Below are 22,251 nucleotides of genomic sequence, written 5' to 3'. Positions count from 1 at the left end.
ATTGTGACGGAAATGCTATGGATTTAATGCAGCAATACCAACACTCAGGGTAAAGCTTGCCCGCTGATCAGCGATTACATCGATTTGATAGTTACCAGCCTCAGTAATTTGCCCTTCCCAGTTGGTCAAGCCTCTGGCATCATCGACCAATTCGCCACTAGGTGAACGAACATCAAGCTTGACTTCACCTTGTTTAACTTCAACTTTCATCACTTGCCCCGGCTGGACGTTGATTAAGTAGCGTTGAATTTTGGTTTGATCCGATTCATCAGAAAACTCGAATGGCTGCCCCGCTTGGAGGTCTAGGGATTGAGTGATCACCTGCCGCTCAGGCGGATCAGGGGGCAGAGTCTCTATGGAAGTTGGCGTTGGCGTTGGCGTTGCTGTCGGCGTTGGAGTCGGAGCCAGTAAGCTCATGTTCAGCTTGAAGACGCTCTCCGATACGCCTTGAACCGGACTGAGGCTAATCACATAGTTGCCCGTAAAGTCCAAAATGCCTTGCCAAGATGGGACACGGGTGGCTTGATTGTTGGCAGGGTCACGGGTGGGCGCAAAGACTGTCATCAACACGCCTTCTCCCTCTAGCGATGCTGTCAAGGTATCCCCTTGCTGTGCTGGAATAATATAGTTAATGGATTCTTTTTCCCTCAAGTTGCCCTCTACTGCGATCGCTTCGCCTGTCGGTGGCAGGTCAATTTGGCGACTGATAGGTTCAATTGTTGTCGGTGTCGGGGTCGGCGTGGGTGTGGCGGTCGGTGTGGGTGTGGGTGTGACTGAAACGATCGGTGTCGGAGCATCATTTTGGGAGGACAGTACTGCACTAACGACTGCCCAAGATGCAATTCCGGTGATGACTGCCAAGCCTGTACCAATCGAAATGACGGCTAGAGGATTGTCCCATACTGAGCTTTCAGTTTGACGGGGAATGACAGGAGAAGGTTGTCGTCGCGCAATTTCACGCGATCGCCCACCCTCATCCATTCCAGTTTGCCTTGTCTCCGCAGGACGACCTACAGCCATCGTTCGCATTTCCGAGGCAGGTGGCGGCTGCGGTGTAAGGACAGAGGGCGGACTAGGCGGCATGGTGGCACCTGGAGCATAGCCTGTTGCCGGATTAAGTGCCTGTAATGCTTGGGCAACTTCGTTGACCGACTGGTAGCGATCGCCCGGGCGATAGCTCAACATCCGGCTCAACACTTGGGCGAACCCCGGACTAATAGTTGCCCAGCGCTGCCACTGCCAAGTCAGGTTGCGATCGTCGTAAAGCTCTTGCGGCTCTCGCCCGGTTAATAGCACCATTGCCGATACTGCCAGCGCATACAAATCGCTGCTAGGATATGCCCGCCCCGTTTGCATTTGTTCGCTAGGAGCGTAGCCAACTTTGCCCACTGTCGTTGGCTGAGCGCCCGATTCTACCGATTGAATGCGGGTGGCAATTTCTTTGACAACACCAAAGTCAATCAGAACAGGGAGGCGATCGCGTTCTCTCAAAATGACATTATCAGTAGCAATATCGCGATGAATAATACCCTTGCTGTGGATGTGAGCCAGCACTGGCAACAACTGCTGAATAAACTGAATTACTTCTGGTTCGCTAAAGGTTTTGCCCAATGCCTTGCGCTCTAGCATCAGCGATCGATAGGTTTTTCCTTCCACATAATCTTGTACCAAAAATAGTCGTTCTTCTTCCTCAAAGGTGGCGCGAAACTGAGGAATTTGCGGGTGCTGGATTTGGTAGAGAATGGCTGCTTCTCGCTGAAACAACTCTTGCGACTTACTGAGAGCATAAGCGCTGGTTTGCGGCGGAATAAATTCTTTTAGCGCACACCGTTCATCAAAGCGACCCTTATCTTCTGCTAAATAAGTACGACCAAAGCCGCCTTGCCCCAGCACACTCAGGACTCGATAGCGGTTTTGTAAAACGGTTCCAGCATCAATAGGGGGTTGCATAACGAGCTAGCTCAACCTTTCGCAATCTTGAAAACACCCCAGAGAAAACAGGCTCCCTGAAAACTACTGTGGCGAGTTGGCACCTAATGATAGCAAGAATCCGGTTCGTGAAGCTTCACACTAGGATGTGATTTGGGGCGATCGGGTTAAAGATTAAGTGCTGTAATTAATGTACAAGTGATGCGGGGCGATCGGTGTTTTAGAAGTCGTCGGTTAGATAAGAGTTCGGGTATTGTCGATGAAATTAAGCGTGATATGCTCAAAACACTCGATTTTTCAAGTTTATGAGTGGCATTGACCGTGAGATTATTCCTGATTCTAGACACATTGCCAAACATCTGCCCGATACACCACAAGTACAAAGATTGCTGAGACGAGGCAGATCTGCTCATGTTTTCAACACTGCATCCACAATGGAGGAAGTTACTCAAGCCATCATAGAGAGAGGAGAGTTTACTGGAGTTATTCGAGGATACGAGCGTTATGGCTTGTTTTTTGCTGAGCCGATTGGGTATCGAACCAGCCCCGATGATGGTTCAAGCACTGCGTTGTTTTATGGAGAGGTGAAGATTGATGCAGAAGACCGGTACCATGTCATCCCGCGCACTCGATCCAGCCAAGAGTGATTGGAATTTCGCCGAAGTTTGGATTGACCCCATGCTATCGCCCCCTTACATTTTGTTGCTGTTGGGTGATCCATCAGGCAATTGTCGTGTGTGTGATCCTGCTGAGGGATACAAGGTCGTGTTCGCCAGTGCAACCTACGATGAAGCACAAACTTGGTTGCTAGAGGATGAATACGAGCCGATTGAAGGTCGGCTGGCAGCGTCAGAGTTGTAGGCAATGCGACAAAGCTATTTTGAGCCGTTATCTTGTTAAACCCGATCCAAAGTTAAGTTTTAGACGCGTCTGCCCTGTCTACTGAAGTTTCGCACTGGAACTTAGATTGGGGCGATCGCATTAAAGATTGAGTGCAGTTATTGATGTGGGGTGATGTTAAGGCGATCGCTGACACCTTGTGTGTGATAAGAATAAGCAATAATCGAGATTAAAGTGATATTTAGCTACGCAGCCAGTAGTTTGGTTACAGGCTACATTATTAGTTTGAAAATAGAACTCTGACTGTGAAAAAAGGACAAGCACGTAATGCTTTACAAAGTTCCATTACTGCTCTCACCTCTCAGCCGACTTTGCCACTTGGCTGTTAGGAAAGTCTGTCACCCTGACAGAACTCAAACCCTCTGAACTTTCCCTCGACCCGATCCGTGCTGATGCCTTGATTCTGCTGGAGTCAGACGACTCTGTTCTACACTTAGAGTTTCAAACACTCCCTAAGCAACCTCTTCCATTTCGCATGTTAGATTACCGCGTGCGTGTATATCGAAAATATCCAAATAAAACTATGCGGCAGGTGGTAATTTACCTGAAGCAGACAGGATCAGCGTTAGTTCATCAGACTAACTTTATGATGGAACGTACTCACCATGAATTTCATGTAATCCGCCTCTGGGAACAACCCGCCTCACTCTTCTTACAATATCCTGGACTACTTCCCTTTGCAGTTTTAGGTCAGGGTGCAAATCCAGAAGCGACGCTGCGCCAAGTTGCCCAAGTGATAGATCAAATTTCAGAACCGACTACAAAAGCTAATTTGATGGCAGCGTCAGGGATTTTAGCTGGACTAAAATTAGAGGGTGAGGTTATTTATCGCTTACTCCGGAGGGACATTATGCAAGAATCAACCGTTTATCGTTCAATCTTGGCGGAGGGAGAAGAGAAGAAGCAGCGAGAAATCGCCATAAATCTTTTACGTAGAGGCGTGGCAATTGACATCATTGCTCCTTCCACGGGGCTATCGGTTGCTGAAGTGCATCAACTTCAGCAACCGATAGATGAATCTCCGTGAACTCTAAATCGGAAACTAAACGGAATTGCCGAGCGCGTATTTTTTTGGCAGCGCGATCTCTAAAGTTTTCTATTGTATAGAATTGCCTCGCAGCCGAAATAGCAAAAACTGTGTTGTCTGCAAGTCATTAAAGTTATCGTCGCTGACCAGTAATAGAGTTTGTGTCCCATCAGGAAGTTGGGGCCCTAGGGTCATGCCTTCTAAGTTGTCTAGGGGAATGCCCAGTTCGGCTAAATCTAGCAGAGGCTCTTTATAAATAGGAGTCACTCCGCCAATATTTCCCTGGAATGCATCAAACGTAGAGGTGTCATTAGCGCCACCTGTTGCCATCTGAAATAGCTTTGCCCCAAATCCTGCGGCACCAAACGATCGCTCTAAACTCAAAAAATGTCCGCCCTGGTCTAGCACCAACATCTCAGTCAAACCGTTGTTCTTCGTTTCGGGTGGCGGTTGATCCAGCAAGTAAATGTGCTCTGAGATCAGCATAGAAGCTGAATTTTCTTCTCCAATTAGGTAGTGAAGAAACCGGACGGGAGCCGAGACAGGGGGCAACGAATCTGGGGGAAAATTGGGAGGAAGATCTTGAGCGATCGCGGACTCAGTTGCGGTAAATAGGCGAAACGGCTCTAATTGTTGACCACTGGCAAACCCGACTGCACTCAAAGTTAAGGATTCAAATCCTTGGTTATCTCGGATGCCCAACATTTCATCTGGTTTAGGCAGAAAGCGCTTAGGAATAGACAGAGCCGATCGCTGCTGCCCGGTTTCTAAATCAAACTCGTTAACAAAAGGATTGACGCCATCGCGGCTTACGCCTTCACTGGAAATAAAGAGCGAATGGCGAGGCGTTAGAGCAATGCCTTCAGGATCGAGAGTGCCTTTTGCAAAAGGTTTACCGTTCGCATCTTTGAGTAGAGTCACCTTCTCAACTTCAACCGATTGAATGAGGCTGTCGGGTAGAGTAGCAGAAGGTTCGAGCTTGAGCTTGAGGGTGTAAAAGCGGGCAGGATTATACTCGCTCCGATCATCTGAAATGGCGTAAAAGCGATCGCGCTGCCGATCGTAGACAATGCCCGATAATCCGCCCACTGTTGTTTCAGCAAACTGCATTTTTGGGAGACGATATTCGCCCAGAAAGTCGAGACTAAGGTTACGGAAGATACGGTCTTCGGCTTTGACAGGAGTAATACCACAGCCTGTGAGGGTGAAGGCGAAAAAGAGGGCGATCGCCACTCCTAAAACTCGCAAAGAGTAGAGCGATCGAAGCCATCTAAAGATTCTGCTACCCATCATTTTGACGTTCCATTTTGACCTTTGTGAGCAACCGTAAAAAAGCTAGAGTCTATCTTCTAGTAGAGCGCCGAGGTCAACTTTCGCCGATATTGATTGGTTAACGGGTTTTCATCCCCCATTAACTCAAACACCATCACCATTGCTTTCCGTGCTCCATCATTACGGTACTTACGGTTGCGGCTGACGAGATCTAATAATTGGGTCAGCGCCGCTTCATAATTTTCTCCTAGAACCTGATTAATTGCCGCAAAAAAAGGTTCGTCAAGTTCATGAGTGCTAGGATTTTCACTTTCTTGCTTCAGCGAAATTAGCTCCCGAAGGGCTTTAACTTGCGGGTAGTATTCTCTATCTGCTTCAGGAACTGTAGCGAGGATTTTCTCGGTAGACTCGAAGCTGCCCTGGGTAATCAGAAATTTGGCAGCGGCGATCGCCAGCTTTTGGCTTTGGGGAAACTCGCTAATGAGGTGTCCAAAAAACGCTTTGGCTTGCTCAATGTCGCCTTGGGCGATCGCCGCCTTGACCGCCTCTAACCCTAAATCTAGATCAGACTTGAGGCTGAGATTAGATAAAAACTCTCGAAGCTGTGGTTCGGGCAAAACGCCCACAAACCCCGGATTTACATCTCCCTGAATGACCACTCGCACATCCGGAACGCCTTCAACTTTGTAGGTCTGAGCTAAATCCGGGCTTTGATCAATATCAACTTTTGCCAGCACAAAATCATATTCCTGTGCCAAGGCTTCCAGCATGGGTTTCAGCATTTTGCAGGGCCCACACCACTGGGCAAAGAAATCAACCAAAACAGGTTTTTGGAACGAGACCTCTAGTACCTCAGTGGCGAAAGTAACGCTATCAACTTCGACAGAAACACCCATGGGATTAAAGAAGATACAAAAGAATGAACAGGATAATCCAAATCACATCAACAAAGTGCCAATAAAGCTCGGCGGCTTCTACCCCAAAATGATGCTCTTCGGAATAGTGAGCCGTTCTGAGCGATCGCCACAAAACCGCCAAAATCAAACATACGCCCAAAAATACGTGCAACCCATGAAACCCAGTCAGTACATAAAACGTGCTGGCGTAAAGATTGGTTTTAAGCCCAAACTCTAGGTGCATGTATTCATAAAGCTGCCCTGCCAAAAAGATAATTCCCATGAGGGCAGTCGCTCCAAACCAGATCTGTAAGCCTTTAACGTTGTTGCTTTTGATGTCGGCTTCAGCATTATGAATTACAAAGCTACTGCCAATGAGAATGGCGGTGTTAATGGAGGGCAGCAGCAACTCGCGTTCTGGCGTGCCTGCGGGAGGCCATTCAGGATAGACCACCCGAAAGGTCAGATATGCCGCAAACAAGCCTAAAAAGATCATGCTCTCAGCGCCTAAGAAAACGATGAGTCCAAACATCCGATGGTCGGGATGGGCCTCGTGTTCAGTGGCGATCGTCGCTGCATGATGGTTTAAGTCTGCTTTAGCCGGGTCAACGGTTCCTTGCATAGATTTCTCGACATTCTTAGCGATGGATATTAAAACTTTGATAGGGCACTTTGATCTGCCCTAAACCTCAATTAAGCGCTGGGACTCCCTGACAAAACAGGCGTTCCAGATTCAGGATCTGCCTCTGTTGACTCATGACTCATCCCGTAGTCATAGGGGCCCATTGTCAGGACAGGCAACACTTCAAAGTTCTCAATCATGGGTGGCGATGAGGTTTGCCACTCTAGAGTCAACGCTCGCCAAGGATTATCAGCAGCAGGCTTACCCTTCAACCAACTCCAAACGGCATTAAATAGAAAAGGGAAGGTGGAAACGGCAAGAATATAAGACCCCAAGGTGACCAGTTGATTCAGCGAGGTAAATCGGGGATCGTAGAAGGCAATTCGACGATTCATGCCCAGCAATCCCAACTGGTGCATGGGAAGAAACGTTAAGTTCATACCAATGAACGTCAGCACAAAGTGAATAAGGCCCAACGGCTCGTTCATCATTCGTCCTGTCATTTTGGGGAACCAATGGTAAATGGCGGCGTAGATACCAAAGACACTGCCTCCAAACAAAACGTAATGCAGGTGAGCCACGACAAAATAAGTATCGTGAACGTGGATGTCGAACGGCACAGCAGCCAACATGACACCGCTAATACCGCCAATTACAAACACCGCAATAAAGCCCATGGCAAATACCATGGCGCTGTTAAGAGAAATCTTTCCTCCCCAAATGGTGGCAAGCCAGCCAAACACTTTAATGCCAGTTGGAACAGCAATGACCATAGTGGTGATCATGAAGAACATCCGCAGCCATGCCGGGGTACCACTGGTAAACATATGGTGTGCCCAAACAATTAATCCTAGGAACGAGATGGCAATACTGGAATAGGCGATCGCCTTATATCCAAAAATGGGCTTGCGTGCGTGTACTGGCAGAATATCTGAAATCGCCCCAAACAAGGGCAGCACCATAATGTAAACCGCCGGATGGGAATAGAACCAAAACATGTGTTGATAAACCACCGGGTCGCCGCCACCCGTTGGGTTGAAGAAGGCAGTTCCCGCTAGCAAATCGAATGCCAGCAAAATGAGTGCGCCGGCTAATACCGGAGTGCCAATTAAAACCAAGCCCGAAGTCGACAGCATCGCCCAGCAGAACAAAGGCATTTGGTGAATGCCCATGCTTGGAACGCGCATTTTGACGATCGTGACCAAAAAGTTAATTGCCCCCAAAATTGAGGAGGTTCCAGAGATCAACAAACTGAAGATCCAAATGCCTTCGCCCACTTTGCCTGTCATTAAGCTTAAAGGGGGGTAAGAAGTCCAACCCGATTGAGGAGCTTCTAGAAAGAAACTCAGCACTAGCATTAAGCCAGCAGGGGGAATCATCCAAAATGCAACCGCGTTGAGCTTAGGAAACGCCATATCGCGGGCGCCAATCATCAGCGGAATGAGATAGTTTGCCAGCCCTGCACCTGCCGGAATAATCCACAGAAAGATCATTATTGTGCCATGCAGCGTTAGGAGGCTGTTGTAGACCTCAGGCGTTACAAAATCTGGAGCAGGCGTTGCTAGTTCTGTGCGAATGGCGGTCGCTAAAGAACCGCCGATTATATAGAAAACAAAGGAGGTAACAATGTACTGGATCCCAATCACTTTGTGGTCAGTACTAAAGGTGAAGAAGTGCCACCATTTGCGCTCTGTCTCATGGGCAGGAGCAACGGCGGCTACTGGTGCATTTTTCACTTGAGTCATGCTGAAATCCTACTTAAGTTCAACCAAACGAGAGGAGGGGTTTAGTCAGTGTGCTACAGGCTATGAACCTGTGAGTGATGGGCATGAAGCTGCTTAAGAGCTTTATTATCAATTCCTACTCGCTCGGCATAGGCAGCCAAGAAACGAGTGTCGGGGGCTTCATTGGCGGCAGCAACGGTTTGATTGTCATCTGCTTGACTGGCGACCTGAGACTGTAGCCAGAGATCGTAGTCTGCTTGAGTTTGGACATAAAGACGGCTATTCATGCCCCCGTGATAGGGTCCACAGAGTTCAGCACAAATGATGGGATATTCGCCAATTCGAGTGGGCACAAAGCGTAGTTCTGTTCCTTGACCAGGGATAACGTCTTGCTTCAGCCGGAACTCGGGTAGCCAAAAAGCGTGAATAACATCTTTTGCTTGTAGATTAATTCTGATGTCTTTGTTCACAGGAACGTGAAGCTCGCCAGCGGTCACGCCGCTTTCAGGGTAGGTGAAGATCCAGGCGTACTGCATTCCTACTACATCAACTGTGAGGTCAGCAGGATGATTGGCGTTTTCGGGCGATGCTCCAATGCCTAATGCCATGTGATTGTGCCCGCGGTGTTTGGATTGAGCCTCGATCATCTGCGTTGCTCCATCTCCAGGCATCATAGCGACTTGGACAACAGCGGAATCTCCAGCGGCTTCGGGATCAAATCCGCCCATTTGGTTATAGATGTCGAAACTGTAAACGCCAATCACTAAAACGATGACGGCAGGAATGGCAGTCCAGACAATTTCTAGGGGAATGTTACCGTCGATCGCGGGTCCATCGGTTTCGTCTCCGGGCTTGCGGCGAAACTTGAGGAGACAAATCACTAAGACTCCTTCTACAAGCAAAAAAATGCCCATACTAATGGTCATCATGGAGTCAAATAACCCATCAATTAGGGCAGCATCGCTAGATGCCTCAACGGGCATCAATCCATGATTTTTTCCGTACCATAGGCTGACTAGCGTTAGAGCAATGCCAGCCAGCATTGTAAGGATGTTTGTTGGAATATTCACGGCTAGTCAGGGTATCCAGAGAGGTGAGTTGAAGGAATTAGGGCTAGAGACTCTTTCAAAAAAGTAAAGGTTAAATCAAGGAGGGTGCTTAATTTAGAGAAACCCTAACTTTGATGCTACCGCAATAAACTGTCGAAGGTTTTCAACTTTTAGGTTTTCAATTTTACAAACGGGATGGCAATGTTGCTAGTAACAGCTTGAACTTCTCTCTACTAACCAGATAAAGACCTTTTAATATTGCCACGGTAATCATGACAACGAATTGAGAAGAATAGGGCTGATTTGCAGATAGTTTTAAGATTTACTTCACAACCATTTAAGGTTTTCGTAATAATTGACGGATTTTGAGATTTGCTGTAAGCAAGTGCCCAAATAGATCGTAGAAGTTTTGAGGAGAAGTCTCTTTAAGCTTAGTTTTCAATAGAAAGCCAAGGATAAATAGAATTTAATCTGTAGAAAATCCTAAAGCTTGGTGCAATCTCGGATTGGTTCTACTAAAGTAGTAGCCAGAGAGGCAAGGGGTAAACCTGACTCGCTGAAATGGGTAGCTATCAGTTGCACAATAATCAGCGAAGAATGTTCTGCTCATACTTTGTTTCATCTATTTACTCAACCGAATCGTTCTACTTAATTTTAGATGTGCGCTGATGAATGACTCCAGTATGTTTCCAGACGTAACAACTTTCCCTAAGTCGGCATTCACATCTTCATCGAAATCTTTTTCTAGCCCTCAAGATCTCATCCGGCGGTTAGTTTGGAAAATTGCGATCGCCACCTTTCTCCTCATGGCGATCGGGAGTGCCACCCGAGTCATGAACGCCGGACTGGCTTGCCCAGACTGGCCTTTGTGTTACGGAACGCTTGTCCCGACAAAGCAAATGAATTTGCAGGTGTTTCTAGAGTGGTTCCACCGTTTAGATGCAGCGCTGATTGGGTTAATGGCGATCGCCCTTGCTGTCCTTTCTGGGTGGCATCGTCGCGCGCTTCCTCCTTGGACTCCTTGGGTTGCCACTGTGGCTTTAGGATTAATTATTTGCCAAGGTGTTTTAGGCGGTTTAACCGTCACTCAATTGCTGCGGTTTGACATTGTGACCGCCCATCTTGGCACAGCACTCGCGTTCTTCATTACCCTTCTGATCATGGGCACTTTGCTAATGCCTTACAAAGGTACGGGCACGGTTGGTAAATTGCCTTGGTTTGGCCTGATCGCTGCTGTTCTTATCTATTTGCAAAGCCTTTCAGGCGCTCTAGTTGGTTCGCGTTGGGCAGTTCATCAATGCCTACAAATTTCCCAACTTTGCAGTGTTATGAATACTCATTTGGTCGGTGTGATTCCGGCTGCCCTCGCTGCTTTGGCAGTTGTGGGGCTAACTTGGCGTACGCCTGCTTTAAGTGGTGAAATTCGTAGGCTAGCCCAGCTTATTGGTGTTCTATTGCTTCTACAAGTTGCTCTAGGTCTGGCAACGTTTCGACTGCACCTGCAAGTAGAACTGCTGACCGTTTCCCATCAGGCGATCGGGGCAGCGTTGTTGGGCGTGTTAGTTTGCTTTACTGTCCTGACTTGGCGCGATCGCTCCTTTGCTCTAGAAGAATCCTGAATTTCCTTTTCTAAATCTCCCCTCTGTTATGCAAGAAACAACTTGGTCAAGTTCACCTCGCCATCACCAAAACTTTTGGCAAGTCATTCAAAGCTACTGGCAACTCACTAAGCCCCGCATCATCATTTTGCTTTTGGTGACTACTGCTGGCAGCATGTGGATTGCTGCCGAGGGAAGAGTTGATCCCTTACTCGTATTGGTCACGCTGTTGGGTGGCACTCTTGCCTCTGCCTCTGCTAACGTTATTAATTGCATTTACGATCGCGATATTGACTACGACATGGAGCGGACTCGGCATCGCCCTTTGCCCTCTGGCAGAATCCAGCCCAGAGACGCGCTGGTGTTTGCTCTGACTCTTGCCGCCCTCTCGTTTACACTGCTAACCGTCTTTGCTAATTTGCTAAGTGCTTGCCTAGCCATGTCTGGCATTGTTGCTTACGTGCTGGTTTATACCCACTGGCTCAAGCGCCATAGCACTCAAAACATTGTCATTGGTGGAGCCGCAGGAGCCATTCCGCCGCTCGTGGGTTGGGCAGCAGTAACGGGCGACTTAAGCTGGGCAGCTTGGGCTTATTTTCTGATCATTTTTCTTTGGACTCCTCCTCACTTCTGGGCATTAGCCATGATGATTCAGAAGGACTATGCCAAAGTTGGTGTGCCGATGCTGCCCGTGATTGTGGGCGATGCTCAGACCGCTAAACAAATTTGGATTTATACGCTGTTGATGGTGCCGATGACGTTTACGCTGGTTTACCCTCTACACGTCATGGGTGCAGTGTATGCCGCGATCGCCCTTTTGCTAAACGGTATCTTTATCAACAAAGCTTGGATGCTCTTGCAAACGCCTGAAGATCAAGGTTTAGCCCGATCGCTATTTAAGTACTCTCTGCTATATATGATGCTGCTCTCTGCGGGAATGGCGATCGATAGCTTGCCTGTTACGCACCAACTGACTGCCTTCTTCGCCACTACGCTGACAGAGAATCTCACCTGGATACTCAGCAATCTACCTCTAAAATAGAGGAGAATTCTGTTGAATATGGAAAGTGTGATGCCTCCTGCCGTCTTAATCGAAAAACTCCAGAAGCGCTACGGCGCTGTCGAAGCTGTTAAAGATGTCTCGATTCGAGTTGAGCCAGGTGAAATCTTTGGGCTGCTAGGGCCCAATGGTGCAGGTAAAACCACAACGCTCCGTTGCCTTTGCACCCTCGCAACCCCCGATGCGGGCAAACTTGAGGTTTCTGGAATTTCTGTTCTAGACCAGCCTAAACTCGCCCGTCAGCGATTGGGCTATGTGGCGCAGGAAGTCGCTCTAGACAAAGTATTGACTGGACGCGAACTCCTTCAGTTGCAAGCGGCTCTCTATCATCTTCCCCGCTCAACTGCCCAAGAACAAATTAATCAGTCGATCGCCCTCCTAGGTCTAGAAGATTGGGCAGATCTAAAGACTGGAACTTACTCTGGCGGACTTAAAAAGCGCCTCGACTTGGCGGCAGGTCTGCTTCACAAACCGGATGTGCTGGTGCTAGATGAGCCAACGGTGGGCTTGGATATTGAGAGCCGAGTCGCAGTTTGGGATTTTTTACGGCAGCTTCGTACTCAGGGTACAACCGTCGTGCTAACTAGCCATTACTTAGAAGAAGTTGATGCTTTAGCCGATCGCGTCGCCATTATCGATCGCGGTCTGGTAATTGCATCCGGTACGCCTTCAGCCTTGAAAGATCAGATTGGAGGCGATCGCGTTACGCTGCGAGTCCGAGAGTTCACCTCTCTTGAAGAAGCCGAAACTGTTAAATCAATGCTGCAATCTCTCCCTTTCGTTCAAGAGGTCATTATCAACAGTGCCCAAGGCAATTCCCTTAATTTAGTGGTCACTTCCCAAAGCGAAGCGTTAATGAACATTCAGCAAGCACTGAAAGAAGCTAGCCTTCCGACCTTTGGGATTTCTCAATCGCGTCCAAGCCTAGACGATGTGTATTTAGCAGCCACCGGACAAACGATTTTAGATGCAGAGCTAGCTGCTGCTAGTACGCGAGATGCCAAGGCAGAGCGCAAGCAGAATATGCGATAGCGGCAGGCTGGAGATTAAAGCTTACCTAGCCGCAGCGCATAGTGATAAAACATCTCATCCTTGATGTAGCCAAGCGACTCGTAAAGTGTCTGGGCTGCCGCATTAGAGATTTGCGTTGCCAAAATGATTCGGACTGCATCTGTCTGTCGTGCATACTTTTCTGCTCTCCCCATCAGCAATTTGGCGATCCCTTGTCCACGATGCGACTCAGCCACAAATAAATCGTTCAAAATCCAGACTCGCTGCATTGATATCGATGAAAAACTGGGATAAAGCTGAGTAAATCCGACTGTTTGCTCAGCTTCACGTGCCAAGAGCAAGATAGAGTCCTGGCTCTCAAACCGCTGTTCAAGAAACTGCCGAGCGGCTTCAAGGTCTGAGCGTTGCTGGTAAAAAACACGATACTGATCAAACAATTTTGCAACTTCTTCGAGATGATCAGATCTAGCTAGAATGACTTCCATGTTTTGCCTTAAAATTTTGAACAACTATTAGCGATCGCCCATCCGGCTTGCTTCCCAGCCCAAAATTGCAGTCTTGCGCTCCAAGCCCCAACGGTAGCCGCCTAACTCTCCCGACTCCCGAATCACGCGATGGCATGGGATCAGGTAGCCAATAAAATTTTTACCCACTGCATTGCCCACGGCTCTCGCTGCTGTCGGACGACCTATCTGTTCAGCAAGCCTCTGGTAAGTACTCATCTCACCGAAGGGGATAGTCAGCAGTGCCCGCCAGACTTGTACCTGAAAATTAGTGCCTTTCACCCAGACCGTTAGCCGCTCGTTATAGCTACCTGGATTGAAAATCAAATCACAGAGGGGCTGAGTCGTTTGGGGATCAAGAACAATGTCAGCATTTGCCCATTCCAATCGCAGTGCTTGCTCATCCCCATCAAATTGAAGGTGACAAATTCCTCGAAGCGTACTGGCAATGAGCGCTTTGCCAAACGGAGTATCATGAATGCCATAGCGAATTTGCAAGCCTGTCCCGCCTGCTTTAAATTCTCCTGGCGACATTGCTTCCAAATTTACAAATAAATCGTGCAGTCGTCCTGAACTGGACAGTCCCAGGTCTAATGTGAGATCCAAAAGACTTCTACTCTGGGAAATTTTTGACTTGGCATACTCAATATTGAGATATTGTAAAAATCGCTTGGGGCTGATACCCGCCCACTGAGTAAATAACCGCTGAAAATGAGAGTCGCTCAGTCCAATATGTTGTGCCACAGTTGTCAGATTAGGCTGGACTAAGTGGTTTTGCTGAATGAAGGCGATCGCCCGTGCCACCCGGCTATAGTCTTCGCTGTTCTCTATACGGTTCAAAGTGCCCATGATCTCCATCCTCTCACGTCTTGCGCTTCCTTACTTTACGGATAGCGCTCCGCTAAAGCGACCCGTTTCTTGCGATCGGGCAAAGCAGCAAATTCATAAAGATTGAGACAGATTATGAACTCAACCGTTATTATAGAAAGGTTGTAAAAAGTCGGTATCTCCGCTCATGGCTGTTCCTAAGAAGAAAACCTCAAGCTCCAAGCGCGATCAGCGTAAAGCAAACTGGAAGAAAAAGGCTGCGGTCGCTGCCCAAAAAGCACTTTCCCTCGGCAAATCTGTTCTGACCAACCGCTCTACAAGTTTCATTTATCCTCAGCAGGAAGAAGAAGAAGAGTAGGCAACTGCCTTTAGCGCTTCACTGCTCTCAATCCGGCATTTAGAATAGACCCTAGAAAGTCTCAACCTAATGCCGGATTTGCTTTTGGTCTGACGTTGATCTCCACACCTTAATCTCTACACCGTAAGGAAGGCTCATGCTAGGCAAGTTTTTCCAAAAACCTACCCCAGATCAACAAGCGCGAGTTCCCGCGGGGCAACACTTAGCGAAGGGCTTTCCAGTCCTGACTTATGGTGAAACTCCCAACATTACTCCTGAAAACTGGGAGCTTAAGGTCTGGGGGTTGGCTACGCCCAAAACTTTCACCTGGGCAGATTTTATGGCAATGCCCCAGCATGACTTCACAGCAGATTTTCACTGTGTTACGACTTGGTCAAAACTAGATGTGCAGTGGACAGGTGTAAAAATTACTGATTTCATGCAACATATTGAGGTTGCTCCTGAAGCCGTACATGTCATGGAGCATTGCTATGGCGGCTATACCACTAACATCTCTATGGACGATTTTGTCCGAGAAGAAAATTTCTTTGCCCATACCTTAATGGGTGAGCCGTTGCCTGTTGAGCATGGTGGCCCTATGCGCTCAGTCGTTCCCCATATCTATGCCTGGAAAAGCGCTAAATGGATCAATGGACTGGAGTTTCTCAGTCATCAGGAATTAGGCTTTTGGGAGCGCAATGGCTATCACCATCGAGGTGACCCTTGGGCAGAGGAACGATACAGCTCTTAAAATCTTCAGCCACTGCTCTTAGCACAAAATTGATTGAAATGTACAAAGATCGTGCGTATTGACTCGTTTTTCGCTAGAGTCCTATGTAATGACGGTGATATCCAAATTGTCGTCAAATGATAAATAGGACGAATGCAATGAGTGAGTATCAGCACTACGAATTCCAAGCATTAGATCGACCTCTAACGAAAGATGAGTTGTCTTATGTAAGGAGCTTGTCTAGCCGCGTTGAGCTAACTTCTAATAAGGCAACGTTTGTTTATAGCTTTGGTGATTTTAAGATTGATCCTCAACAATTGGTGGAGCGGTGCTTTGATGCCATGTTGTATCAGGCAAGCTTTGGAATACAACAGGTGATCTTTCGATTTCCACGAGCGCTCCTCAATCCTCTACTTTTTGCTCCCTATTGTGTTCCCCATTCTCTCACTATTTCTACGACCTCTGAGCACATCCTTCTTAACCTCAAAATTACTGAAGAAGAAGGCTTAGGCTGGATTCGGGAAGAAGATTGGCTGACAAAGCTGGTGCCGCTGCGCGATGATTTGCTGCGAGGCGATCTGCGGATGCTGTATTTAGCTTGGTTGATTGCCATCCAGGTTGACTCAGAGGAGGATGAAGATTTCATTGAGCCTCCTGTTCCGCCTAACTTAGGCAATCTCTCTTCTGCTCTCAGTTCTTTTGTCGATCTGTTTGGGTTAGATGAAGATCTCCTGAGCGCCGCCGCTGAAAACAGTCCTTTTGAAGAAGAAGAATCTGAACCCATTGAAACCTGGGTGGCTGCTTTACCTGAAGCTGAGCGCAACAGCTTTTTGATTCGGTTGGCGCGGGGCGAGTCTCATGTGGCAAGTCAGTTGATTCAAAGATTACGCCAGGTGAATCAGCTAACTCGCTCCATCGCGCCCTCTGATCAGCCCAGGCGATCGCTTGCCGACTTAATGGCGATCGCTCTGACTCAAGAAAAAAACCGTAAAACCCGCGAACAACAAATTGCCCGCCAGGCTCGAATGGCACAACTAGAAGTCCTTGCGCCTAAAGAGAACCTTATGTGGCAAGAAGTTTTTCGATTAATTGAACTGAAGCAAACCAAAGCTTATGACCAGGCGATCGAATATTTAATTGACTTGCGAGACTTAGCAGAACAGCAAGAAACATTGCCTCAGTTTGTTGCCCGAATTAAAAAAATACGAGATGACTACAGTCATCGATCGGCACTCATGCTGCGACTTCAACAAGCAGGTTATTGAGATCTCTTAATAGGTTAAATCTTTGTTCCCCGATACCAACGCTGATTTTTGATCTGAAACATTTGCGTAAACTGGGGCAGATCACCGTGGTGTCCTAACACAATCACCGTATCGCCACTTCTCAAGAGAGTTGCATAGCCAGGATGAGTGATCATTTCGCCATCTTGTCGCCGTAGCGCCACTACGATAAAGGTTCCTTTTCCGCGCACTTCTAGATCTCCAATTGTTCTGCCTACCAAGGGCGAGTGGTTTGGAATCGTGAGTTCATCCACCTGCACATCGATTTGAGCCAAAAGTTCATTGAGACGGGCACGCTCATCGCTTTGGTCTAAGAACTCTACCATGTTGGGATGAGTAATCAAGTTTGCCATCCGCTGCCCGCTGATGCTAGCAGGAGACACAACATGATCGGCTCCTGCCAACCGCAGTTTTTTCTCTGTTGAGGGCAGTTCTCCACGTGCCACGATCATGAGATGAGGATTCAAGCCCCGCCCAGTGAGGGTAATAAAGACATTGGTCGCATCATCAGGAAGCACTGTTGCTAAGACTCGTGCCCGTTCAATGCCCACGGCTTGCAAAGCTTCTTCATCAGTGGCGTTCCCTTGGTAGACCCGAAACCCCATCTCTTCGGCAGCGGCAATGCGATCGGCGTTATTGTCCAGAATCACAAAGGGTTCTTTCTCTTCGGTCAGCTTCCGAGCCAAAATCAGACCGATTCGCCCAAAACCACAGACAATCGTATGTCCTTCAAGGCTTTCAATATCTTTCGTCTTTCTGCGGCTATCTAACGCCCGATGAATTTCGCCTTCAGTTACCATTTGAACAATTCCTCCCACGATAAATGCCGATGAGACAACGCCTGCAATAATCACCAGCATCGTAAAAGATCTCTGGAACGGAGAAATAGGGCAGATCTCACCATAGCCAACCCCAAATATGGTAATGACCACCATGTAGAATGCATCTAACGGCGCGCAGCCTAGCAGGATGTAGCCCGTCACTGCAAAAATGAGAGTGAGTGTAAAAAAGATTGCGCCAGTGACAATGCCTCGGGTGGGCGATCGCATAACAGACTTCCATCAGGATGTAGACATTATTGCCCCAGAAAAGCAATTTGCTTTGTGACCCAGAGAACTGTGACCCAGAAAACCGTGACCCAGAAAACTCTTTCTGCCCTACCTGTCTAAGGGTAGGCTGTGATATTATTATTAACTGCGAAGATTAGAATCTAGGAAATTATTACGCCCATGCCATTGCTGCAAGCCCGTAAACAGGAAATTATTGGTGAATACCAAGTTCACGAAACCGACACTGGATCTTCTGAGGTTCAGGTTGCCATGTTGACCGATCGCATTATCAAACTTAGCGCTCACCTCAAAACTAACAAAAAAGACCATGCTTCTCGTCGGGGTCTCCTCAAAATGATTGGTCAGCGCAAACGTCTGTTAACGTACATCATGAAGAAAGATCAAGACCACTACCGCCAAATCATTGCCCGGTTGGGTATTCGGGGCTAGGTTAGAAATGCCTCCTACCTCTCCTGACGAGTCTCCCAAAAAGACATCAGACGACTCTATCCGTCAGCCGATGCCGTTTGAGCCGGTCAGCCGTAAGTCTGTAGATTCAAAAAAATCTGTGACTAAGCCAGTTGTGACAAAATCTGCCTCGAATTCCCGTACCAGGGTGAGCCGAGCTACCCAAGCAGATAGTGGCATCCCTGAGGTGGTGAGTCGCCGAATGCTTCAGCGAATGGCTCTTTTTAGTGGCATTCCTTCAGCGTTGGGAATGTCTACGTTTGGTATTAGCTATTGGGTGGTTAGCCAGGACATTTTTCCGCTACCAACCTATGCTGTTTTATTGGTCAGCTTGGGCTGGTTTGGGCTTGGTGTGGTGGGGTTGACCTATGGTGTACTGTCGGCTTCGTGGGAAGAGGATAGCCTAGGAAGCAAAATAGGGTTGGAAGAATTTAAGGTGAACTGGGGACGGATGACTGAGGCTTGGCAGAAAAACGGCGATCGCAAAACCTAATATTTCAAAAAATTAATCCAAAAAGCTATAGAAGACGGTCGGCATTATGTTGACCGTCTTCTATAGCGTTAATGCTTAAGCCTTGAGAAGACTTAGCCTATACGCCTGTCAACCCATAAGCAGACATCCGGATAATGTCACGCATGTTGAAACCGATATTACTTAATGCCTCGCCATAGCTAATCATAAAGTCTTCAATCAACGCCTCTTTCTCCATGCCCAAAACCTGTGCATCAGCGGCAACTTCATTGAGCATCTTCCAGACAATGGGCAGGTTTTGGCGATTGGCTTCTTCTAGTTCTTCCTTAGATGCCTCGAAATTAGCCTTCAACCACTCCTCACCAAAATTGAGGTGCATATACTCTTCCTTCACAACCCCTTCAGTAATTTTGCGAGCAAAATCATCTGCCACGGGAATGTAGATGTTGTAAGCAGAAATTGCAAAACATTCAATGATTAAAGACTGAATCAACAAACAGGTAACAATACGGTTCTCGGCAGCGGCATCCTGAAAGTTTTGGTGTAAAGTCAAAAAGAACTCGTGCCCAAAGTCCATATCTGGAGTCACCTTTAGATTTTTGGCACAAGCCTGAAATCCTTTCTTGTGTCGGCTTTCCATCTTAGACAAATTTAGCAGCTCATCCTGAGTACCAGGGATTAGCTCAGCAAGTTTTTGATAGTTTTCATGAGCTTCTTGCTCACCCTCAATTACAATTGCGTTAATCCGGCTGTAAGCGTCTTTATAACGTTCGCTTTGAAAATCAATATCTGAGCCGATTTCAAGCTGCTGCATAAATTCAGTCATCTCCTAGTTTAAAAGTGTGCCGATTTTTGTCGGTCTAAAAATAATGTGATGAAGCTCGGGGCATTGTACTCCACTCTTCCTCTACTACACCCTAACGGTTTCAAAGGCTTCTTTACAAGTTAGTACCCATAAGAATCGGCTTAGACTTTGATTTGTTCCATAAGTAATCAGCCCAATAGCTCAGAGCATAGCCGTCTATGACCCTCAACTCTCCAGAAAAAGTCTGGCATAATCGGCAAGAGCGCCTCAATTCCCTCTTCTCCTGGTTTAGTCTGTTCCTATTGCTACTGGGCGCAATTCTAGTGCTGCTGCCGTTGGCGATCGTCTTGGTAACTTCTCTGACTCCTGCTGAAAACGGGTCTGGCTGGACTTGGGCAAGTTATCAGGCGGCTTGGCAGCGAGGAAAATTTTTACTAGCATTTGCTAACTCCACAGTTGTAGCGTTAGCCGTAACGGCTTGCCAAATTCTCACTTCTGCACTGGCTGGCTATGCCCTCGCCCGATTTAAGTTCTGGGGACGGCAGAGCGTTCTGCTGATTTTATTAGCCACGCTGATTATTCCATTTCAGATTTTGGTCGTTCCCATATTCTTGGTGCTGAAGTGGGGGCATCTGATTAATACCTACGGGGCATTGATCTTACCGACCGCAGCGAACGCGTTTGGAATTTTTTTACTACAGCAGTATTTTCAGACTATTCCGGTAGAGCTAGAAGAAGCCGCAGCATTGGATGGAGCCACACGCTGGCAGATTCTCTGGGAAATTATGCTGCCCCTGGCTCGTCCCGCTCTTCTCACCCTTTTCCTATTTACGTTTATCGGGGAATGGAACGACCTGTTTAAGCCTCTCGTTTTTACAACCCGCCCAGAACTCCGCACGGTGCAATTGGCGCTGGCAGAATTTCAGGAGCAGTTTACCAATGATTGGTCAATGCTGATGGCTGCGGTAGTTATTACAACTCTGCCGATGGTGCTTTTGTTTTTGCTTAGTCAGCGCCAGTTTATTCAAGGAATTGCGACGACAGGCGTGAAGAACTAAGAGCGTTTCTTTAAGAAGTGTTGCTGTTATGACTGGTTCAGACGGTACAGGTGACAAACATGCCAGGATTTGGTTACGTTAAAGTTAAGGGTGCTTAGTCTGCTTCAATCTGTTCTACAAGAGGCTCTTCGCAATAAGATTGAGGCTTACGTCTGTTTGACTTAGAACCACTTTACCATGCATTCCCCTCAACAATGATCACTCCCAACGAACTAACGCAATGTATGAACCTGGCACGAGCCCTGGATTTAATCACTTCTAGCCGAACGATCTCTGGGACGTTGTATGTATACAATGCGGGAGGTCAATCCCGACCTTGGGAAGCGTTTATGGCAGAATATCCGTTAGAGCGCCTGCAAGCAATGGTTCATCGGCTGTAGGACTCTCGTTGCTGTCTAAATCTTTACGGGTTTTCCAGTAATTCTGGGCTTACAGGTATCAGTTGGATGGGTTCGCGCTAGTATCAGTTAACTTCTGCTGCTGCTCATGACGCTTTCTTTAGCCCAAAATGCGATCGCTCTTCTGATTGACCTTGCCGAGCGAGGAGAAATAGACCCCTGGGATGTTCAGGTGGTCGAGGTCATCGATCGCTTCTTAAGTAAGCTGCAACCGACTCTAGAAGTGTCATCCTCTGAGGCTGGACGTGCCCCCTATGAGGCAGATTTATTGCAGTCGGGGCAGGCATTCTTGTACACCTCTATCCTGCTGTTGCTCAAAGCTGACACCTTAGCCCGCAGCGAAATTGAGGAAGAACCTGAGGAATCGTTAGAAGCCGAGGACTTCATTGCCCCTTTGCCGTTGCATCTAGAGCGACGCATTCGACGGCGAGCGACTGCTCCACCTGCACCTAATCGGCGGGTAACGCTGCAAGAATTGATTGCCCAGTTGAATTTAATGGCTGCGGCAGTGGCTGACCCTAAACCGCAGCGAGCCAGCATTCGTCGTCCTCGTCCTCAGTCGCGCAGCCAAGCCATTCGCGCGATCGCCCAACTTGCCCACCAAGAAAACCTTTCAGAGGTCGCGGCAGCCCTTGCCAAGTTCCTGGACAAAAACTGGCAAGCCATCCACCTCGAAGACCAATGGTGTGACTTCGACCTCCTTTTAAATCTATGGGTAGGTTCTCCTCAGTATGAAGAAGTCGAAGGACATCCGGCTCAGCCACAACCTGTTTCTAGTTCTCAAGTTTCTAGTTCTCAAACTGCTACCTCTCCGCAACCGGCTTCTCACGCCTCTACCCACGATCGGGTTGGCGTATTTTGGGCGTTGCTATTCCTATCTGCTCAGTCTAAGGTAGAGCTAGCGCAGGAAGAGTTTTATCAAGACCTTAAAGTGCGAAGTTTGGTCGATCACTCCGCTTCTGTTGAGTCTATTCAATCAGCAGCTTTTGTCCTTTCTGACTAACGAACGCTGAGGAAACCATTGACTTTGGGCAAAGGCTATCCACTAAGCTGTCACTCTCACCTGCTCAGGATCTTAAAGGGAAGAGTCAGAGAATTAAAAAAGCGCTGTAAAGGTCAGGGGTAAAGCTTGGCGATAGTATCCCAGTAGGCATATTATTGAGTGTCTACTTCGTTTTTTAAGTGGCGATCGCCCACTATTGCTTGCGTTTTGCTAACAAACTCTGCAAAAT

At 47.7% G+C, this 22,251-nt stretch carries 24 protein-coding genes; 14 read left to right on the top strand and 10 right to left on the bottom strand.

Features of this window, described 5'->3' with window-relative positions; translation table 11 throughout:
• Window positions 1-15: 15 nt before the first annotated feature.
• Entirely contained in the window at window positions 16-1,950 is a 1,935-nt protein-coding gene (locus KME11_05640; GenBank protein ID MBW4514690.1) for a protein kinase, read from the bottom strand.
• A gap of 284 nt (window positions 1,951-2,234) precedes the next feature.
• Here KME11_05640 and KME11_05635 point away from each other — a divergent pair, with 284 nt between their 5' ends.
• The 3 genes from KME11_05635 (at window position 2,235) to KME11_05625 (ending at window position 3,856) form a co-directional block, all read left to right on the top strand.
• A complete protein-coding gene (locus KME11_05635; GenBank protein ID MBW4514689.1) occupies window positions 2,235-2,576 on the top strand; it encodes a hypothetical protein in 342 nt (113 codons plus the stop codon).
• Window positions 2,524-2,790 carry a hypothetical protein gene (locus KME11_05630; GenBank protein MBW4514688.1) on the top strand — a complete coding sequence of 89 codons (267 nt, stop codon included), beginning with the start codon at window positions 2,524-2,526 and terminating at the stop codon, window positions 2,788-2,790. The genes KME11_05635 and KME11_05630 overlap by 53 nt, the downstream gene beginning before the upstream one ends.
• A gap of 361 nt (window positions 2,791-3,151) precedes the next feature.
• The gene (locus KME11_05625; protein MBW4514687.1) at window positions 3,152-3,856 is read left to right on the top strand and encodes an Rpn family recombination-promoting nuclease/putative transposase; all 705 of its coding nucleotides are present in this window, start codon (window positions 3,152-3,154) and stop codon (window positions 3,854-3,856) included.
• A 69-nt stretch (window positions 3,857-3,925) separates the two neighbouring features.
• Here the strand turns inward: KME11_05625 and KME11_05620 are convergent, their stop codons facing one another.
• From KME11_05620 to KME11_05600, 5 genes are all read right to left on the bottom strand, one after another.
• Window positions 3,926-5,146, bottom strand: coding sequence for an esterase-like activity of phytase family protein (locus KME11_05620; protein ID MBW4514686.1), 1,221 nt, complete (start codon window positions 5,144-5,146; stop codon window positions 3,926-3,928).
• 59 nt (window positions 5,147-5,205) lie between these two features.
• Window positions 5,206-6,024 (bottom strand): tetratricopeptide repeat protein, encoded by an 819-nt coding sequence (locus KME11_05615; protein ID MBW4514685.1) that lies wholly within the window; start codon window positions 6,022-6,024, stop codon window positions 5,206-5,208.
• Between the two features lie 4 nt (window positions 6,025-6,028).
• Window positions 6,029-6,646: a heme-copper oxidase subunit III gene (locus KME11_05610; protein ID MBW4514684.1), complete on the bottom strand. Its 618-nt coding sequence runs from the start codon at window positions 6,644-6,646 to the stop codon at window positions 6,029-6,031.
• 71 nt (window positions 6,647-6,717) lie between these two features.
• Window positions 6,718-8,391, bottom strand: coding sequence for a cytochrome c oxidase subunit I (gene ctaD / locus KME11_05605; GenBank protein ID MBW4514683.1), 1,674 nt, complete (start codon window positions 8,389-8,391; stop codon window positions 6,718-6,720).
• A gap of 53 nt (window positions 8,392-8,444) precedes the next feature.
• Window positions 8,445-9,440: a cytochrome c oxidase subunit II gene (locus tag KME11_05600; GenBank protein MBW4514682.1), complete on the bottom strand. Its 996-nt coding sequence runs from the start codon at window positions 9,438-9,440 to the stop codon at window positions 8,445-8,447.
• A gap of 647 nt (window positions 9,441-10,087) precedes the next feature.
• Here KME11_05600 and KME11_05595 point away from each other — a divergent pair.
• From KME11_05595 to KME11_05585, 3 genes are read left to right on the top strand one after another with little or no spacing between them, the layout of a single operon-like run.
• Window positions 10,088-11,038: a heme A synthase gene (locus KME11_05595; GenBank protein ID MBW4514681.1), complete on the top strand. Its 951-nt coding sequence runs from the start codon at window positions 10,088-10,090 to the stop codon at window positions 11,036-11,038.
• A 28-nt stretch (window positions 11,039-11,066) separates the two neighbouring features.
• Window positions 11,067-12,059, top strand: coding sequence for a heme o synthase (locus tag KME11_05590; GenBank protein ID MBW4514680.1), 993 nt, complete (start codon window positions 11,067-11,069; stop codon window positions 12,057-12,059).
• A gap of 30 nt (window positions 12,060-12,089) precedes the next feature.
• Window positions 12,090-13,109, top strand: coding sequence for an ATP-binding cassette domain-containing protein (locus KME11_05585; GenBank protein ID MBW4514679.1), 1,020 nt, complete (start codon window positions 12,090-12,092; stop codon window positions 13,107-13,109).
• A gap of 14 nt (window positions 13,110-13,123) precedes the next feature.
• On the opposite strand, the gene KME11_05580 is transcribed toward KME11_05585, so the two are convergent.
• Both KME11_05580 and KME11_05575 read right to left on the bottom strand, forming a co-directional pair.
• Complete coding sequence (locus KME11_05580; protein MBW4514678.1) at window positions 13,124-13,573, bottom strand: GNAT family N-acetyltransferase; 450 nt, start codon at window positions 13,571-13,573, stop codon at window positions 13,124-13,126.
• Between the two features lie 27 nt (window positions 13,574-13,600).
• Window positions 13,601-14,440 carry a methylated-DNA--[protein]-cysteine S-methyltransferase gene (locus tag KME11_05575; protein MBW4514677.1) on the bottom strand — a complete coding sequence of 280 codons (840 nt, stop codon included), beginning with the start codon at window positions 14,438-14,440 and terminating at the stop codon, window positions 13,601-13,603.
• A 166-nt stretch (window positions 14,441-14,606) separates the two neighbouring features.
• Between KME11_05575 and rpmF the strand changes: the two genes are divergently transcribed.
• From rpmF to KME11_05560, 3 genes are all read left to right on the top strand, one after another.
• Window positions 14,607-14,777: a 50S ribosomal protein L32 gene (gene rpmF, locus KME11_05570; GenBank protein ID MBW4514676.1), complete on the top strand. Its 171-nt coding sequence runs from the start codon at window positions 14,607-14,609 to the stop codon at window positions 14,775-14,777.
• A 136-nt stretch (window positions 14,778-14,913) separates the two neighbouring features.
• Window positions 14,914-15,507: a sulfite oxidase-like oxidoreductase gene (locus KME11_05565; GenBank protein MBW4514675.1), complete on the top strand. Its 594-nt coding sequence runs from the start codon at window positions 14,914-14,916 to the stop codon at window positions 15,505-15,507.
• 137 nt (window positions 15,508-15,644) lie between these two features.
• Window positions 15,645-16,751 carry a hypothetical protein gene (locus KME11_05560; GenBank protein ID MBW4514674.1) on the top strand — a complete coding sequence of 369 codons (1,107 nt, stop codon included), beginning with the start codon at window positions 15,645-15,647 and terminating at the stop codon, window positions 16,749-16,751.
• A 14-nt stretch (window positions 16,752-16,765) separates the two neighbouring features.
• Here the strand turns inward: KME11_05560 and KME11_05555 are convergent, their stop codons facing one another.
• A complete protein-coding gene (locus KME11_05555) occupies window positions 16,766-17,818 on the bottom strand; it encodes a potassium channel protein (GenBank protein MBW4514673.1) in 1,053 nt (350 codons plus the stop codon).
• Window positions 17,819-17,998: 180 nt separating this feature from the next.
• Between KME11_05555 and rpsO the strand changes: the two genes are divergently transcribed.
• Window positions 17,999-18,268 (top strand): 30S ribosomal protein S15, encoded by a 270-nt coding sequence (gene rpsO, locus KME11_05550; protein ID MBW4514672.1) that lies wholly within the window; start codon window positions 17,999-18,001, stop codon window positions 18,266-18,268.
• A 70-nt stretch (window positions 18,269-18,338) separates the two neighbouring features.
• Entirely contained in the window at window positions 18,339-18,779 is a 441-nt protein-coding gene (locus KME11_05545; protein MBW4514671.1) for a PAM68 family protein, read from the top strand.
• A 97-nt stretch (window positions 18,780-18,876) separates the two neighbouring features.
• Here KME11_05545 and KME11_05540 read toward each other — a convergent pair whose 3' ends face one another.
• Window positions 18,877-19,572 (bottom strand): aldehyde oxygenase (deformylating), encoded by a 696-nt coding sequence (locus KME11_05540; protein ID MBW4514670.1) that lies wholly within the window; start codon window positions 19,570-19,572, stop codon window positions 18,877-18,879.
• A 209-nt stretch (window positions 19,573-19,781) separates the two neighbouring features.
• On the opposite strand from KME11_05540, the gene KME11_05535 reads away from it, so the two are divergent.
• From KME11_05535 to KME11_05525, 3 genes are all read left to right on the top strand, one after another.
• Entirely contained in the window at window positions 19,782-20,621 is an 840-nt protein-coding gene (locus KME11_05535) for a carbohydrate ABC transporter permease (GenBank protein MBW4514669.1), read from the top strand.
• A 194-nt stretch (window positions 20,622-20,815) separates the two neighbouring features.
• The gene (locus tag KME11_05530; protein ID MBW4514668.1) at window positions 20,816-21,001 is read left to right on the top strand and encodes a hypothetical protein; all 186 of its coding nucleotides are present in this window, start codon (window positions 20,816-20,818) and stop codon (window positions 20,999-21,001) included.
• A 106-nt stretch (window positions 21,002-21,107) separates the two neighbouring features.
• Complete coding sequence (locus KME11_05525) at window positions 21,108-22,022, top strand: segregation/condensation protein A (protein MBW4514667.1); 915 nt, start codon at window positions 21,108-21,110, stop codon at window positions 22,020-22,022.
• Window positions 22,023-22,251: the final 229 nt, after the last annotated feature.

The organism is Timaviella obliquedivisa GSE-PSE-MK23-08B, assembly GCA_019358855.1.
In the GTDB taxonomy this organism is placed as follows: Bacteria; Cyanobacteriota; Cyanobacteriia; order Elainellales; family Elainellaceae; genus Timaviella; species Timaviella obliquedivisa.
Note: the sequence above shows the minus strand (reverse complement) of the source record. Positions and strands in the feature narration are given on the sequence as shown.